Below are 16401 nucleotides of genomic sequence, written 5' to 3'. Positions count from 1 at the left end.
GGGGGTGGCGGGTGGACAGAGAGCTGTACGGCCGCGAGGCGGTCCTGGATCCTCGCGGACTGGCCGCGCGGCTCGTCGGGCTCGGACCGTACGGCCAGGGGCGGGTGCCCTTCGAGCACGGCGACGACCCGCCCGTCACCGTCTTCACCGGCGGGCGCGGCATGGGCAAGACCGTGCTGCTCAAGGAGATCCGCAACCGCTACCGCGACGTCACCCCGCTCGCCCTGCTCGACTGCGCCCGGATCGAGGAGCCGGCCGATCACGGGGCCGGCTGGTCGCCGGTGACGGGCGCGCTGGCGGAGCTCTCCGTGCAGCTGGGGCGGAAGACCGACGCCGTCAGGGCCGTCCCGTTTCCGCGGCTGGCGCTCGGACTCGTGGCCGTCACCTCGGTCGGCTGGACCCGGGAGGACGACGAGCGGGCCCGGCGCGACCTGTTACGCCTCGGGCCGCTGCTCGCCACCGTCGACGCCGGGCGCGCGGCCGCCGCCGCCTGGGTCGGCCGGGTGCTCGCCAAGCTCGCCGGCACCGCCGCCGAGGCCGGCGCGCCCTTCGCCGGGCTGGTCGCCGAGGCCACCGTCGAGACGGTCATCGAGGAGTTCTTCCACCGCTTCAGGAAGGCGCCCGAGGAGTGGTTCGGCGGCTACCGCAACGCGGGCGGACGCGGCCGCTCCGGGCTCCAGCAGCTCGCCGTCGACTTCGCGCAGGGCGGACCGCGCCGCGAGGAGGCCGAGGCCTTCCTCGTCCTCACCCTCACCGAGGACCTGCTCCGCGCCTACACCGGGCTGCGCCGCGGCAGCCGCGTCGGCCGGCCCCTGATCCTCCTCGACAACGCCCACGAGCTCGTGGGCCGCTCCCTGGTCGAACCGATTCTGCGGGCCCGTTCCGACGGCCGCCGCGACCACACCGTCGTCCTCGCCGCCTCCCGGCTGCGCGAGCACGAGGCGCTGCGCCACGCCACCCGCGTCCGGCTGCCCGAGACCGCCCACCAGGCGCCCTGCCCCCGCACCGGACGGGTCGGCTCCGGTCTCCTCGCCGTCGAGCTGACCCCGCTCACCCCCACCCAGACCCGCGCCGCCTTCGACCGCCACGACCCGGCCGGCACCGCCCCCGCCACGCTCTCCCGGGCCGTCCACCGGCTCACCGGCGGCCGTCCGCTCGGCGTCGACCTGCTCGCCCGCGCCGCCGGCGAGACCCCGCCCGCCGACCGGGCCCGCCTCACCCCCGGCGGGCTCCTCGACCGGACCGTGGAGCTCCGCGAGGACTCCGCGCCCGTGCCCGTCGCCCCCGCCCTCCTCGACGCCCTGCTTCCGGTGCCCAGACCGGGGCCGTACGCGGTCCTCGCCGCCGCCCACGACGAGGACTCGGCCCGCCGCCTCGCCCAGGCCCGGCTCGCCGCAGAGTCCCTCGACGGCGACGTCGCCCTCCGCGTCCGCGACCGGCTCCGCGCCGAGCACTGGGCCGAGCACCCCGGCCACTTCGTCGGCGACCCGCTGCTGCGCTCCCTGCTGCTGCACCGGCTCCGCTTCGAGGACGCCGACCACCCGCAGTACTCCGCCTGGCGGGCCGTCCACGAGACCCTCCGCCGGCACTACGGGCCCCAGCCGGGACCGCACCGGCTCCACCACGACCTGGCGCTCGGCGACACCGCCGAGGCCGTCGCCCACCTCCGCCTCACCTTCCCCGGCCCCGACGTCCTCGGCTGGCTCGGCCTGCTGCGGTTCGTCGCCGCCGCCCCCCACCCGCGCGAGCGGGGCAGCGCCGGGCCCGACCCGCGCCGGGCCGTCGCCCTCGGCCAGGAGGCCGCCCCGGCGCTGCCCGACGGCCTCGGCCCCGACGCCGCCGAACTGCACTTCTCCGTACGGCGGCTGCTGCACGCCGTATGGCTGCTCACCGATCCGCTCGCGCTGCCCGACGAGGAGGTCGCCGACCGGCTCGCGTACGAGCTGCGCCGGCTCTCCGGCCGTCACCTCACCGGCAGCGGTCCACTGTGGGACGCGGCCGGGCACTGGCCGCGGGACATCCGCGCCTGGCGGGAGCTGTCGCTGCCGCCGGGGCGCGAGGACGGAGTCTGACGCCATGTTCGACCGGCTGCGCCGCCGCTTCTTCTGGACGCCCCGGCAGAAGCTCCTCACCGTGCTCCTCGCGACCGCCCTCGTCGCCGGCCTCGGCGGCTGGGGCCTGGTGCGGATCCTCCAGCCGGAGGACCGTTCCTGTGCCGCCGGCGTGCAGCGGCCCTCCGGCAGCGGGGAGTGCGTCGGCGTGAACGGGGACGGCCACTCCTTCGGCGTCCCCGCCCTCGCCGCGGTCACCGGCGCCATCGGGCGCGAGAACGCCACCCTCAAGGCCGGCGAGTACGCCACCGTCGCCGTCCTGCTCCCGATCACCGCCACCGACCCCGGCACCCGGGAGAAGATCCTCCGCGAACTCCAGGGCGCGTACGCCTACCAGTACCGGGCCAACCACGAGTCCAACAGCGAGACCCCCAAGATCCGGCTCGTCCTCGCCAACACCGGCAACAAGAACGCCCACTGGCGCACGGTCGTCGACCGGCTCGTCGCCATGACCGGCGCCCCGGACCGGCTCCGCGCCGTCTCCGGCGTCGCCACCTCCTCCGCCGAGGTACGGGAGGCGGTCACCGCCCTCACCGGCGCGGGCATCGCCGTCGTCGGCACGACCATCACCGCCGACGACCTCGCCAACGGCCCCGGCCGCGACCCCTTCCCCGGCCTCGCCCGGGTCTCCCCCACCAACAGCGACGAGGCACGGGCCCTCGCCGACTTCGGCAGGGTCGACGCGGCCCGCGCGATCCTCGTCCAGGACTCCCGCACCGGCGACCACTACATCGACACGCTGCGGACCGCCTTCGCCGAGTCCCTCAAGGGCGCCCCGTACGAGCCGCAGCTCTACACCTCGCCGAAGGACAACACCGAGGAGGGCACCACCGCCAACACCTTCCGCCAGATCACCCACCTGATCTGCGACACCCGCGCCGAGACCGTCTTCTTCGCCGGCCGCCACACCCAGCTGCGCCAGTTCATCAACGCCCTCGGCTCCCGCGGCTGCGCCGACCGCGCCTTCACCGTCCTGACCGGCGACGAGGGCTCGTACCTGGGCGCCGACGAGAAGCTGAACCGCGCGGCCCTCGGCAAGAAGCTGACCGTCCGGTACGCGGCGCTCGCCCACCCCGACGCCTGGAAGCCCGCCCCGGGCCGGCGGGTGCCGACGACCGGCGGCTCGGTCGTCGCCTTCGAGACCTTCCTCACCGACATCGCCCGCGCCGACCCCGAGCCGATACCGCTCCGGGACGGGCAGGCGATCATCGCGTACGACGCGATGGCGACGGCCGTCCACGCGATCCGCCAGGCCACCCCCGCGAACGCCCCCTACCCGGAGCTCGCCGACGTCGGCACCCAGTGGCCGCAGGTCAAGGGCTCGCTGCGGGTCCAGGGCGCGAGCGGCTGGATCTGCCTCGACAACCACGGCAACCCGTACAACAAGGCCGTCCCCATCGTGGAGCTCGCCCCCGACGGAACCCAGCGCTTCGTCCAGACCGCCTGGCCGGAGGGCGAACCCCCGACGGCCTCGTGCCTGCCCCCGAAGCGGGGGTGATCCCGCGTCCGCCCGGCCGTATCCGCGCATGAGTCCGCGGCCGGCCGGGCAGGCGGTCGTCCAGAGAGCCCCCTCCGGGGCGGGCGAGGCCGACGGGACGAGGTGGGACGTGGCGCGCGGCGGAACGGGACGGGGCCGGGGGGAGGGCGCGGCGGCGCGGCTCCGCAGGGATCCGTTCGTCGTGCAGACCGTACGGTCCACGGCGGCGGCCACCCTCAGCTACGTCGTCGCCCTGCGGCTCAGCAGCGAACCGGTCCCGCTCACCGCGCCCCTGACCGCGCTCCTGGTCGTCCAGGTCACCCTGTACTCCACCCTGACCACCAGCCTCCGGCGGGTGAACTCCGTCGTCGTCGGCGTCCTCATCGCCATCGCGTTCAGCGTCGTCGTCGGCCTGTCCTGGTGGAGCCTCGCCCTGGTGATCCTGGCCTCCCTGCTCGTCGGCCGGCTCGTCCGGGTCGAGGAGTTCGTTCCCGAGGTCGCCATCAGCGCCATGCTCGTCCTCGGCGTCACCCAGGTCTCCGACACCGCGTGGGACCGCGTCCTGGAGACCCTCATCGGCGCCGTCGTCGGCATGCTCTTCAACCTGTTCCTCGCCCCGCCCGTCTGGGTCGACACCGCGGGCGAGTCCATCGAGGACCTCGCCCGGCGCATGCGCCTGCTGCTCCTGGACGTGGCGGACGAGTTCACCGGCGCGCCGCCCGTCGAGCGGGCCGCCGCCCGGCTCCACGAGGCCCGCCGCCTCGACAACGACGTCGCCGACGTCGACGCGGCCCTGCGCACCGCCGAGGACAGCCTGCGGTTCAACCCCCGCGTCAAGGAGGGCCTGCTCCACCGGGTGGTGCTCCGCACCGGCCTCGACACCCTGGAGATCAACGCCGTCGTCCTGCGGGTCCTCGCCCGCACCCTCACCGACCTGGCGAAGCGCCGCGACGGGCAGGAGCTCCTGCCGGACCGGGCGGCCCTCGCCGTCCGGGAGACCGCCCAGTACACCGCCGACTCCCTCGTCAGCTTCGCGGTCCTCGTCACCGCCCGGGGCAGCGAGGCCGCCGAGGCGGCGGAGAGCCGGCTTGCGGGCGAGCTGCGGGCGGCCAGGGCCTGCCGGGACGACGCGGCCGACCGGCTCCTCGCCCTCGCCCTCGCCGATCCCGGCACCTGGCAGCTGTACGGGGCGATGCTCGCCGAGATCGACCGGATCCTCGACGAGCTCGACCCCGAGCACCGGGGCCGGAGGCTGATGGAGGAGCTGGACCGGCAGGCCGCCGAGCGCCGGGCGCGCCGCGCCCGCCTCACCCGCCGCGACCGCCTGCGCCTGCGCCGGTCCCGCGCCGAGGGCTGACCGGACGGAGACCGCGCCGACGGCCCGCCGGAGGGGCGGAGGGGGCGTGCGAGACACCTACGAGAGGAGAACCATGAGCGCGCCGTCGTCTTCCGCGGGCGCCGGGACGGGAACGGTGACCACGGCCGTACCTGCCCGGCTGGACCGCCTTCCCTGGTCCCGCTGGCACTGGATGATCGTCATCGGTCTGGGGACCGTCTGGATCCTCGACGGTCTGGAGGTCACCATCGTCGGCAACGTCGCCGGCCGGCTGGCCGAGGAGGGCAGCGGCCTCGACATCACCGCCGCCCAGGTCACCGGGGTGGCCGCCGCGCTCTACGTGGCGGGCGCCTGCTCGGGCGCGCTGTTCTTCGGGTGGCTGACCGACCGCTACGGCCGCAAGAAGCTCTTCATGATCACCCTGGCCGTCTACCTCGGTGCCACGGCGATGACGGCGCTGTCCTTCGAGTCCTGGTGGTTCTTCCTCTTCCGCTTCCTCACCGGCTTCGGCATCGGCGGCGAGTACGCGGCCATCAACTCCGCGATCGACGAGCTGATCCCGTCCCTCTACCGGGGGCGCGTCGACCTGATCATCAACGGCAGCTACTGGCTGGGCGCCGTCGGCGGCGCCCTGCTGTCGGTGGTCATGCTCGACACCGACATCTTCCCGCAGGACCTCGGCTGGCGGCTCAGCTTCGCCCTCGGCGTCGTCCTCGGCCTGGTCATCCTGCTGGTGCGCCGGCACGTACCGGAGAGTCCGCGCTGGCAGTTCATCCACGGTCACGGCGAGGAGGCCGAGAAGCTGGTCTCCTCCGTCGAGCGGGAGATCGAGGCGGAGAAGGGCGCGGCGCTGCCGCAGCCGGCCGGCGAGATCACCATCCACCAGCGCAAGAGCATCGGCTTCGGCCTGATCGCGAAGACCGTCTTCGGCCGCTACCCCCGCCGCGCCGTCCTCGGCCTGGCGCTCTTCATCGGCCAGGCGTTCCTGTACAACGCGATCACCTTCGGCTTCGGCTCGATCCTCATCACCTTCTTCGACGTGCCGACCGGCAGCACCGGCTACTACTTCGCGGTGATCGCGGCGGGCAACTTCCTGGGGCCGCTGCTGCTCGGCCGGCTCTTCGACACCGTCGGCCGCCGGATCATGATCTCGGGCACGTACCTGCTCTCGGGCCTGCTGCTCTTCGGCACGGCGTGGCTCTTCGACCGGGGTTCGCTGTCGGCGACGACCCTGACGGCCTGCTGGTGCGTGGTGCTGTTCTTCGCCTCGGCCGGAGCGTCCAGCGCCTATCTGACCGTCTCCGAGATCTTCCCCATGGAGACCCGCGCCATGGCCATCGCCTTCTTCTACGCGCTCGGTACGGCGGCCGGCGGCATCAGCGGCCCGCTGATCTTCGCCGAGCTGACGGAGTCGGGCGTGGTCGGCGACACGGTGCTCGCCTTCCAGATCGGAGCGGGCCTGATGTGCGCGGCGGGCCTGGTGGCGGCCTTCCTCGCGGTGAACGCGGAGCGCCGCTCGCTGGAGGACATCGCCGAACCGCTCTCGGCGGTCCGGCCGGACAGGGCCCCCTAGGGCACCCACTTGGGCCAGCGCGCGGTGTCCTGGGCGTACAGCTCGCGCAGCTCGCTCCAGCGCTCGGTCGTCCACTGGCGCCAGTCCGTCGGACGGCCGTCCAGCGCGTCCCTGAGCCGCTCGAAGTGATCGTGCCAGCCGGCCAGGCAGTCGAGCAGCAGGTCCCGGTCGCCGCGGAACTCGTTGGTGAAACGCAGGACGGTCGACGCCCCGCCGGCGTCCGGTTCCAGATGGAACCGGATCCGTCCGTGCGGGGCGCCGACCGTGTACTCGGCGACGTGGTCCGGGTCCCAGGCGGTCACCCGCCCGGAGACCTCGGTCTCGCCGTTCAGCCAGCGGAGGGTGATCGCCCCGCCCAGTCTCGGCTCCAGCGGGTCCGCCGCGCAGAGCCAGGAGGGCAGCCCCTCCGGCGAGGCGACCTTCTCCCACACCACCGCCTGCGGGTGCGGGAGCTCGACCACGTACCGCAGCAGGTGCGTGTCGCCGTCGTGGGTCTCGCTCCTGCCCCGGGGTATCTCGCTCATACCTCCAGCGTGGCCCCGCGCGGGGGCCGGTGCCAGCTCAGACGCCCGCGTACGAGTGCTTGCTGCTGACGAAGATGTTCACGCCGTAGTAGTTGAAGAGGAAGCAGCCGAAGGCGATGAGCGCGATGTAGGCGGCCTTGCGGCCCTTCCAGCCGGCCGTGGCCCGGGCGTGCAGGTAGGCGGCGTAACCGACCCACGTGATGAAGGACCAGACCTCCTTGGCGTCCCAGCCCCAGTAGCGGCCCCACGCGTCGCCGGCCCAGATGGCGCCCGCGATGATCGTGAAGGTCCAGAGCGGGAAGATCGCCGCGTTGACCCGGTAGGCGAACTTGTCGAGGGTGGCGGCGGCGGGCAGCCGCTCCAGGACGGAGCGGGCGAAGCCGCTCGGCGTGCCGCCGTTCGCGAGCTTGTTCTCGTACGAGTCGCGGAAGAGGTACAGCAGGGTGGCGACGGCGCCCAGGTAGAGCACGGCACCGCAGAAGATCGCGGTGGAGACGTGGATCCACAGCCAGTACGAGTCGAGGGCGGGCACCAGCTGGTCGCTCTCGGTGTACAGCAGCGTGGTCGCCACGCCCAGGTCGAGCAGGACCGTCGTGACCAGCGGCAGGCCGATCCAGCGGACGTTCTTCCCGGCGAGCAGGAAGGCCAGGTACACGCCGACCGCCACCGTGGAGAAGGTGGTGGAGAACTCGTACATGTTGCCCCAGGGGGCGCGCTGCACGGAGATCGCGCGCACGACCACGCCGGCCGCCTCCAGGGCGAAGGCGAGGACGGTCAGCGAGACCGCGATCCGGCCGTAGAGGTCGCCCTTGACGGTGCCGCCGGCCGCGCCGGGGCCGTCGGGGACGTCACGGGCGCCGGCGGCGGCCCGGGTGACGACCTTCGGCCGGTCCAGGACGGTGGTGCCCCCGGCCCCCTTGACCTGCACGGACACGGCGGCGGCCGCGGCCTGCTTCTGCTCCGTCAGCGCGGCGGCGGTGCGGCCGACCTTGCTGCGGCTGCCGAACACCCACTCGGCGATGTGGGCGAGGAAGGCCAGGGTGTAGACGGCCATCGAGGAGTAGACGAGCGTGTTGCTCATCTGCGCCAGGCTCTCGTTGGTCTCGGCGGCGAGGATCACTTCTCGACCCCTTCTGATGCTTCGGCTTCTGCTTCGGCGGGTTCGGGTGCGGCGGACTCCGGATCGGCGGACTCCGGTGCGGCGGGTTCGGGCGCCGGGGGCGCCGTGGCGGTGAGCGCGACCGCGAGCTCGGCGAGCTCCTCGGGCAGCTTGGCGGACTCGCTGCGGCCGAGGCCCGCCATCTCGACGACGGTCGTGCCGTCCTCGCCGCGGACGGCGCGGACCCAGACCCGGCGCCGGTGGATGAAGAGCGAGCCGGTGAGCCCGGCGATCGCGGCGACCGCGCCGGCGAGGGCGAGGCCGTTGCCCGGCTGCTGGGAGACCTGGAAGCTCGCCCACTCCTTGATCTCCTTCTCGAAGGTGATCGAGCCGGCGCCGTCGGGCAGCGTCATGGTCTCGCCGGGCCGCATCCGCTGGGCGACGCCGGTGCCTCCCTCGACCTTGAACTGGGTCATCTTGGAGGTGTCGAGCTGGTACACGTTCTGCGGCAGGCCGGAGTTGACCCGCAGGTCGCCGTGGTAGCCGGTGAGGGCCATCACGGGGAAGTCGAGCGCGGGGAACTGGGAGAACATGTCACCCTGCCCCGCGCCCGCGAAGGTCGGCACGAAGAAGGCCTTGAAGCCGAGCTGCTCCGGCTTGCCGTTCTTGTCGCGGTAGCCGTCCATCACCTTGATCGCGCCGGTGGAGGTGATGTTGTTGTCGATCGGCAGCAGCGGGACCGCGCCGCGGTAGACGACCTTGCCCCTGCCGTCCTTGACGGTGACGACCGGCGCGTAGCCGTGGGCGATCAGATAGACCTTGGAGTCGCCGACCTCCAGCGGCTCGTTGACCCGGATGACCGCCTTCTCGTCCTTGCCGTCGCCCCGCGTGTAGGTGACGGCCGCCTCGAAGGTGCGGGGGGTGCCGCGCTGCGGGCCGCTCTTCTCGTACGTACCGGTGAAGGAGTCCAGGGTGAAGCTGAACGGTTCGAGCTCGTCGACGCCGAACTGGGAGCCGGACTTGAAGTCGTCGTACTGGGTGAGCGTGTTGGAGAAGCCGTCGCCCTCGACGACCAGCTTGCCGCCCTCGGACTTGAAGAGCTGGCCCCAGGCGAAGGCCACCAGCATGACGATGAGCGCGAGGTGGAAGAGGAGGTTGCCGGCCTCGCGGAGGTAGCCCTTCTCGGCGGCGACCGCGTCACCGGCGGCGCGGGCCCGGAAGCGGCGGCCCTTGAGGACGGCGAGGGCGGCCTCGCGGACCTCCTCGGGGCCCGCCTCGGTGCGCCAGGTGGTGTACGCGGGGAGGCGGGTGAGCCGCTTGGGGGCGCCCGGCGGCAGGCCGCGGAGCTGGCCGACGAACTGCCAGGTGCGCGGGACGATGCAGCCGATGAGGGAGACGAAGAGCAGGATGTAGATCGCGGAGAACCACACCGAGCTGTAGACGTCGAAGAGCTGGAGCTTCTCGTACAGCGGTGTGAGGGTCTCGTGCGCCTTCTTGAAGTCGGCGACCTTCATCTCGTCCGCGCTGGTCTGCGGGATGAGGGAGCCGGGGACGGCGCCGAGGGAGAGCAGGAAGAGCAGGATCAGCGCCACCCGCATGGAGGTGAGCTGGCGCCAGAACCAGCGGATCCAGCCGACGACCCCGAGGGTGGGGCCGCCGGTCGTCTCCTCGCGGGGTGCGGTGGAGAGGTCCGCGCCCGCCGCGTCGTCACCGGTCACCCGGTCCGTGTCCGCGGTGTCGGTCGCGTCCGTCGTTTCTGTCTTGCTCATGGATCAGATTCCCACCGTGAAACCGCTGGACCAGCCCTGCATCGTGGAGACCATGCTGTCCCAGACGCCTGTGAGGAGGAGGACACCGGTGACGATCATCATGCCGCCGCCGATCCGCATGACCCACACGTAGTGCTTCTTGACCCAGCCGAACGCGCCGAGCGCCTTGCGGAAGGCGATGGCGGCGAGGACGAAGGGGACGCCGAGGCCGAGGCAGTACGCGAGGGCCAGTATGGCCCCGCGGCCGGCGCTGGCCTGTTCGAGGGCGAGCGCGTTGACCGAGGCGAGGGTCGGGCCGATGCACGGGGTCCAGCCGATGCCGAAGAGCGCGCCGAGGACCGGGGCGCCGACGAGGCCGGCGACGGGCTTCCGGTGGAAGCGGAACTCGCGCTGGGTGAACCACGGCATCAGCCCGGCGAAGAAGAGCCCCATGAGGATCATGAAGACGCCGAGGATCGTGCTCAGCGTGGAGCTGTACTCCTGGAGCGTGGCGCCGAAGTAGCCGAAGAGGGCGCCGCCGGAGACGAAGACGGCGGTGAAGCCGAGGACGAAGAGGAGGGCGCCCGCGGTCATCCGGCCGCGGCGGCTGTCGGCGAGGTCGGTGCCGGAGACCCCGGTGACGTACGACAGGTAGCCGGGGACGAGCGGGAGCACGCACGGCGAGAAGAAGGAGACCAGGCCGGCCAGGAGGGCGACGGGGACGGCGAGCAGGAGGGCTCCGCTGGTGACGGTCTCGTTCACCGGCTCACTTCTCCTTGAGAAGCGGGTCGATCATGGAGCGCAGCTTGGTCTCGTCGACGGCCATGAGCGCGCGGGCGGCGATCTTGCCCTCCTTGTCGAGCACGACGGTGGAGGGGATGCCCTTGGGGCTGAGGGTGCCCTTGGGGAAACCGAAGAGGATCAGCTTGCCGTCGCGGTCGTAGAGGCTCGGGTAGGTGATCTTGTACTCGTCCTCGAAGGCGAGTGCCTGCTGCTTGTTGGCGTCGCGGGTGTTGAGGCCGACGAAGGCGACGTCCTCGCCCTTCAGGTCCTCGGCGGCCTTGGCGAAGTGCGGGGCCTCGGCGCGGCAGGGGCCGCACCAGGAGCCCCACACGTTGAGGACGACGACCTTGCCCTTGAGGTCGGCGACGTCGAGCTTCTCGCCTTCCAGGGTCTCGCCGGCGATCTCGTTGATCGCGGAGCGCTCGCCCTTGGGGACGGTGGAGATGCCGCCCTTGCTGGTGACGAAGTTGGTGTTGCCGCCGCCGGAGGTGCCGTTGTCGTCGCCACCGCAGGCGGAGAGCACGAGGGCGGCGGACAGCGCGCCGACGGCGGCGAGGGCGCGTCGGGGGGCAGGACGGAGGCCACGGCTAAGGCTCATGTGAAAAGTTTCGCATGGGCGTTTGGGGGATCTTGGGCACCCCCCTACGTGCCCGTAACGCCCCTTGTCAAGATCGCCTAAGCGGCTTTGAGATAGGTGCTCCACCCACCGGCCGGCTTCCGGCCCACGTCGAGGGTGCGCAGCCGGGCCAGGATCGCCGGGTCCTGGACGTCCATCCAGTCGGTGAACTGGCGGAACGACACCAGCCGGACGTCCTTCTTCCCGGCCATCGCCTTGAGCGCCTCCTCGACGGCGTCCATGTAGATGCCGCCGTTCCACTGCTCGAAGTGGTTGCCGACGAAGAAGGGGGCGCGGTTGGTCTCGTACGCGCGCGTGAAGCCGGCGATCAGCGCGTCGGTGGCCTGCTTGCGCCAGCCGGGATAGCGGGAGGGCATGCCCTTGGTCGAGTTCTTCGACTGGTTGGCGAGGATGTTGTAGTCCATGGAGAGGACCTCGAAGGAGTGCCCGGGGAAGGGCACGGCCTGGAGCGGGAAGTCCCAGATTCCCTTGCGCTTCACGGGCCAGACCTGGCGTCCGCCGGGGGAGCTGGCGTCGTAGCGCCAGCCGAGGCGCTTGGCGGTGGGCAGCAGGTTGTCCTGGCCGAGGAGGCAGGGGGTGCGGCCGCCGACGAGCTCCTTGGAGTAGTCGAAGGGCAGCGGGTCGAGGTCGGTCCAGCCGCTGTTGGTCTTCCACTCGGTGACGAACTTCACGGCCTGGTCGATCTCGCTCTGCCACTGGGCCGGGGTCCAGTTGCCGACGGAGCCGGAGCCGCCGCAGAAGTGGCCGTTGAAGTGGGTGCCGATCTCGTGTCCGTCGAGCCAGGCCTGGCGGACGTTCTTGAGGGTGTCCTTGATGTGCTCGTCGGTGAGGTAGCCGATGTCGGAGGCGCCGACGCGGTTGTTCGGCGGGCGGTAGAGGTTCTTCTTGGACTCGGGCAGGAGGTAGATGCCGGAGAGGAAGAAGGTCATGGCCGCGTCGTGGTTGCGGGCCAGTTCGAGGAAGCGGGGGAAGAGGCCGTTGCCGACCTCGCCGGCGCCGTCCCAGGAGAAGACCACGAACTGCGGCGGGGTCTGGCCGGGTTCGAGCGGGACGGGGGCGTCGGGCTGGTGGGGCTGCTCGCCGGTGTCGGCGGTGGAGCCGTCGCCGATGAGCCGGACGTCGTCCTTGGTCGGGGCGGGGGTGGTGGCGTCGCCGCCGGCCGCGGGGGCGCCGCCCTTGTCCGGTCCGGAACTTCCGGTGCCGCCCTGGCCCTTGTCGCTGCATCCGGCGACCCCGAGGGCGGCCGCCGCTCCGACACCCGCTCCGAGAAGACCCCTTCGACTGATCCCGCGCATGTCATCCCCATTCGCGCTGCTGTGTGAACGAAACATCATCCAAACCGACAATGAGTGAGATGCGGGGAGGAACACGGAGGTTCCGGTCACTCGCACAAAAATTTCAGGGCGACCGAAGAGGAACCTCTCTCTCCGGCCGCCCTGACCATGTCGCTTTGACGATGCCCAGTCAAGCAGCCCCGGGGTGGACGCGGGCTACGCCCCGAAGGCCTTCTGGCCGCCCTTCACCGGCTTGGCACCGGCCCGCAGGTGCACCGGCACCAGATCGATCGCCGGCTCGCTGTACCCGACCGAGACGATCTTGTCGCCCTTGTACGTGAACGAGGTCAGCGAGGCGAGCGTGCACTGCCGGCGTCGCGGGTCGTGCCACAGCCGGCGCCGCTCCACGAAGGACCGCACGATCCAGATCGGCAGCTGGTGGCTGACCAGCACCGCCTCGTGCCCGCGTGCCACGTCCTTCGCCGCGTCCAGCGCGCCCATCATCCGCACGACCTGCTCGATGTACGGCTCGCCCCAGGACGGCTGGAACGGGTTCGTGAGGTGCCTCCAGTTCGCCGGGCGGCGCAGGGCCCCGTCGCCGACGCCGAAGGTCTTGCCCTCGAAGACGTTCGCCGCCTCGATCAGCCGCTCGTCGGTGGCCAGGTCCAGGCCGTGCGACTTGGCGATCGGGGTGGCCGTCTCCTGCGCCCGCTCCAGCGGGGAGGCGACGACGTGGGTGATGTCCCGCTCGGCCAGCGACTCGGCGACCCGGTCGGCCATCCGCCGGCCCAGCTCGGAGAGGTGGTAACCGGCCCGGCGCCCGTACAGCACGCCGTCCGGGTTGTGCACCTCGCCGTGGCGCATGAGGTGGACGACGGTGATGTCCTCCGGCCCCCTCACGTCCTCGCCCGCGCTCATGCCGTGGCCTCCGCGGCGGCACGGGCGGCGGCGGGCAGCGCGGCGGCGATCCGCTCGATCGCGCGCTCGTCGTGCGCGGCGGAGACGAACCAGGACTCGAAGGCCGACGGCGGCAGGTAGACGCCGTCCGCGAGCATCGAGTGGAAGAAGGCGTTGAAGCGGAAGGCCTCCTGACGCTTCGCCTCGTCGTAGTTCCGGACCTCGTCGGCGGTGAAGAAGACCGAGAACATGTTGGACGCGGTCTGCAGCCGGTGCGCCACGCCCTCCTTGGCGAGCGCGCCGGTGACCAGGCCCTGGATCTCCTTCGAGACCGCGTTCACCTTCTCGTACGCGGCCTCGTCGAGCAGCCGCAGCTGCGCGAGCCCGGCGGCGGTGGCGATCGGGTTGCCGGAGAGCGTGCCCGCCTGGTAGACCGGGCCGGCCGGGGCGAGGTGCGCCATGACGTCGGCACGGCCGCCGAAGGCCGCGGCCGGGAAGCCGCCGCCCATGACCTTGCCGAAGGTCAGCAGGTCGGCCTTGACGCCGTCCACGCCGTACCAGCCGGCGCGGCTGGTACGGAAGCCGGTCATGACCTCGTCGGAGATGTACAGCGCGCCGTTCTCCCGGCACAGGTCCGCGAGCCCCTGGTTGAAGCCGGGCAGCGGCGGGACGACGCCCATGTTGCCGGGCGAGGCCTCGGTGATCACACAGGCGATCTCGCCCGGGTGCGCGGCGAACGCGGCCCGCACGGCCTCCAGGTCGTTGTACGGCAGCACGATCGTGTCACCGGCCTGCGCGCCGGTCACGCCGGACGTGTCGGGCAGGCCCAGGGTCGCGACGCCGGAGCCGGCCGCGGCCAGGAGCGCGTCCACGTGGCCGTGGTAGCAGCCGGCGAACTTGACGACCTTCGCGCGCCCCGTGAACCCGCGGGCGAGCCGGATCGCGGACATCGTCGCCTCGGTGCCGGAGGAGACCAGGCGCACCTGCTCGACCGGCTCCACGCGGGCCACGATCTCCTCGGCGAGCGCCACCTCGCCCTCGCCGGGCGTGCCGAAGGAGGTGCCACGGGCCACCGCGGCCTGCACGGCGGCGGTCACCTCGGGGTGCGCATGGCCGAGAATCATCGGTCCCCAGGAGCAGACGAGGTCGACGTACTCGCGACCGTCCGCATCCGTGAGGTACGGACCGGTGCCGGACACCATGAACCGGGGCGTACCGCCCACAGCCCGGAAGGCCCGCACCGGTGAGTTCACGCCGCCGGGCGTCACAAGGGACGCACGGTCGAAAAGCGTCTGTGAGACTGGGGCTTCGTATGAATACGACACAACGATCCTGACCTGCGAGTACGACGTCTGGTACGGAGGGACGGTGTGGGCACCCTGTGCATCACGCCGGGGCGGCCTGCCGCCGCGTCTGCGAAACTGTGGCGGCAGGGACCTCATGGGGTTGGCTCACGGGAACCATGGTGTCAGAGGCGGCGGCGTTTCTTGCGGACAGGTGTTTCACCGCAGTGACGCGGGGGAGGTCACTGACACGATGATCGGGTTGCGCGGCGGGGTCGTGTTGCCGAGAAAAAGCAGTCGGGTGGAGATATGCATCGCGGTGGCGGACCGGGCGAGGGGACGGACGACCTGGGTCCGGAGCCTGTCCGGCGGGGGAGGCACCGGCGCCGGCGGGCGGAGGACCCGGCCGCGCCGGACAATCGGGCGTCCCCCGAGCAGCCTCCGGCGGAGCCGCCCCTGGGGAGCCGCAGCTTGGCGGTGACCTACAAGTACTTCGGCGCGCCCGACAGCGGCACGGCGGCCCGCGTCCCGACCTCGATGCGCCCGGAGGAGCTCGGCGGCGACGAGCTGGGCATGGGCGGCATGTTCTCCAAGATCAAGCCCGAGACGATAGCGGCGATGGTCCTCACCGGCATCCAGGGCCTGCCGCTGCACAAGGTCCCCCCGCTGGAACTGGTCGTCCTGCACCCCGACTACGCCGTGGTGAAGCTCCCGACGACCGTGGTCGACCCGCTGCGCGCGATCGGCGAGGAGTCGGTCGGCGCCGCCGCCTTCATCTGGTCCACCGTCCCCGACCGCGGCGGCCCGCGCGACGCCTTCGACGTCTACCAGCTCCTCCACGAGTGGCAGGACTTCTCCGTCCGCCTCCACGAGGCCGGCCACCAGCCGTACTGCCTGGTGTGGCCCTGACGGCTGGCTCTCTCCGCGTTTCCGACCGTCATAGCGCCTGAAATTAGGACGAATCGGATCTAATGCATGGAGGTTGGTTCCCAGGCGCCGTACGAGGAGGACCCTGTCGTGACCCGAGTGACCGGCTTCACCGGAATGACCGGAGCGACCGGAGTGCGCCCGCCCGCGGCCCGGACGCCCGGGGCACGGGCCGCCGCGGGCGAGCCCATGCAGATCTCCGAGGTCGCCGCCCGCACCGAGCTCCCCCTGCGCACCATCCGGCAGTACGAGGACTGCGGCCTGGTCGTCCCCTCCGCCGCCTCCCCGGGCGGCTTCCCCCTCTACACGGACGCCGACGTGGCCCGGCTGATGGTGATCCGCCGCATGCAGCCGCTCGGCTTCGGCCTCGAAGAGACCCGCGAGCTGCTCACCTCGATCGACCGCCTCGCCGCCGACCTCCCCGGCACGGACGACGAACTCGAACCGGCCGAACGCGAGCTCCTGCTCGCCCGCGTCCGCCGCTACGAGGAGGCCGCCGCCGCCCGCGTCGCCGACCTCCGCCTCCAACTGACCCGCGCCGAGGAGTTCGCCGCCTCCCTCCGCTCCCGCCTGACCTCCTGAGACGGGCACGGGCACGAGCACGGGCACGGGCCCGGACGCGGATACGGATACGGATACGGGCGAGGGCACAGGGCCGCGCGAGCCGGGACGGGGGGCGGGCCGGGAGCGGCGCTCAGGGGCGCGACTCGGGAAACGGGGAAGGGGACGCGG

The 16401-nt window shown here is 72.3% G+C and carries 14 protein-coding genes; 6 read left to right on the top strand and 8 right to left on the bottom strand.

Translation table 11 applies throughout. The features are described from left to right. Positions 1 to 11 precede the first annotated feature (11 nt). The 4 genes from IE245_RS26995 to IE245_RS26980 all read left to right on the top strand — a co-directional run bounded on the left by IE245_RS26995 (position 12) and on the right by IE245_RS26980 (position 6497). Positions 12 to 2072: a hypothetical protein gene (locus tag IE245_RS26995; RefSeq protein ID WP_189952117.1), complete on the top strand. Its 2061-nt coding sequence runs from the start codon at positions 12 to 14 to the stop codon at positions 2070 to 2072. A 4-nt stretch (positions 2073 to 2076) separates the two neighbouring features. Next, positions 2077 to 3609 (top strand): ABC transporter substrate-binding protein, encoded by a 1533-nt coding sequence (locus IE245_RS26990; RefSeq protein WP_189952114.1) that lies wholly within the window; start codon positions 2077 to 2079, stop codon positions 3607 to 3609. Between the two features lie 181 nt (positions 3610 to 3790). Then, complete coding sequence (locus IE245_RS26985; RefSeq protein WP_229851548.1) at positions 3791 to 4945, top strand: FUSC family protein; 1155 nt, start codon at positions 3791 to 3793, stop codon at positions 4943 to 4945. 73 nt (positions 4946 to 5018) lie between these two features. Then, positions 5019 to 6497, top strand: a complete 1479-nt coding sequence (locus IE245_RS26980; protein WP_189952111.1) for an MFS transporter — start codon at positions 5019 to 5021, stop codon at positions 6495 to 6497. Here IE245_RS26980 and IE245_RS26975 read toward each other — a convergent pair. The 8 genes from IE245_RS26975 to hemL form a co-directional block, all read right to left on the bottom strand. Beyond that, entirely contained in the window at positions 6494 to 7021 is a 528-nt protein-coding gene (locus tag IE245_RS26975; protein WP_189952108.1) for an SRPBCC domain-containing protein, read from the bottom strand. The two genes, IE245_RS26980 and IE245_RS26975, sit on opposite strands and share 4 nt — an antisense overlap. 37 nt (positions 7022 to 7058) lie before the next feature. After that, complete coding sequence (gene ccsB / locus IE245_RS26970) at positions 7059 to 8141, bottom strand: c-type cytochrome biogenesis protein CcsB (protein ID WP_189952107.1); 1083 nt, start codon at positions 8139 to 8141, stop codon at positions 7059 to 7061. Next, positions 8138 to 9889, bottom strand: a complete 1752-nt coding sequence (resB, locus tag IE245_RS26965) for a cytochrome c biogenesis protein ResB (protein WP_189952104.1) — start codon at positions 9887 to 9889, stop codon at positions 8138 to 8140. Before resB ends, ccsB begins: the two co-directional genes overlap by 4 nt. Before the next feature lie 3 nt (positions 9890 to 9892). Continuing rightward, entirely contained in the window at positions 9893 to 10630 is a 738-nt protein-coding gene (locus IE245_RS26960; protein WP_189952102.1) for a cytochrome c biogenesis CcdA family protein, read from the bottom strand. 4 nt (positions 10631 to 10634) lie between these two features. Next, positions 10635 to 11249 (bottom strand): TlpA family protein disulfide reductase, encoded by a 615-nt coding sequence (locus tag IE245_RS26955; RefSeq protein ID WP_189952101.1) that lies wholly within the window; start codon positions 11247 to 11249, stop codon positions 10635 to 10637. A 77-nt stretch (positions 11250 to 11326) separates the two neighbouring features. Then, on the bottom strand, positions 11327 to 12583 hold the full coding sequence (locus IE245_RS26950) for a polysaccharide deacetylase family protein (RefSeq protein ID WP_189952099.1): 1257 nt from the start codon (positions 12581 to 12583) through the stop codon (positions 11327 to 11329). 195 nt (positions 12584 to 12778) lie between these two features. Beyond that, positions 12779 to 13480: a histidine phosphatase family protein gene (locus IE245_RS26945; protein ID WP_189952097.1), complete on the bottom strand. Its 702-nt coding sequence runs from the start codon at positions 13478 to 13480 to the stop codon at positions 12779 to 12781. Next, the gene (hemL, locus tag IE245_RS26940; RefSeq protein ID WP_189952095.1) at positions 13477 to 14784 is read right to left on the bottom strand and encodes a glutamate-1-semialdehyde 2,1-aminomutase; all 1308 of its coding nucleotides are present in this window, start codon (positions 14782 to 14784) and stop codon (positions 13477 to 13479) included. The genes IE245_RS26945 and hemL overlap by 4 nt, the downstream gene beginning before the upstream one ends. Positions 14785 to 15051: 267 nt before the next feature. On the opposite strand from hemL, the gene IE245_RS26935 reads away from it, so the two are divergent. After that, on the top strand, positions 15052 to 15651 hold the full coding sequence (locus IE245_RS26935; protein WP_189952093.1) for a hypothetical protein: 600 nt from the start codon (positions 15052 to 15054) through the stop codon (positions 15649 to 15651). Positions 15652 to 15858: 207 nt separating this feature from the next. Beyond that, positions 15859 to 16251 (top strand): MerR family transcriptional regulator, encoded by a 393-nt coding sequence (locus IE245_RS26930; protein WP_189952231.1) that lies wholly within the window; start codon positions 15859 to 15861, stop codon positions 16249 to 16251. Positions 16252 to 16401 lie beyond the last annotated feature (150 nt).

Source organism: Streptomyces roseolus (assembly GCF_014649855.1).
GTDB classification, from domain to species: Bacteria; Actinomycetota; Actinomycetes; order Streptomycetales; family Streptomycetaceae; genus Streptomyces; species Streptomyces roseolus.
Note: the sequence above shows the minus strand (reverse complement) of the source record. Positions and strands in the feature narration are given on the sequence as shown.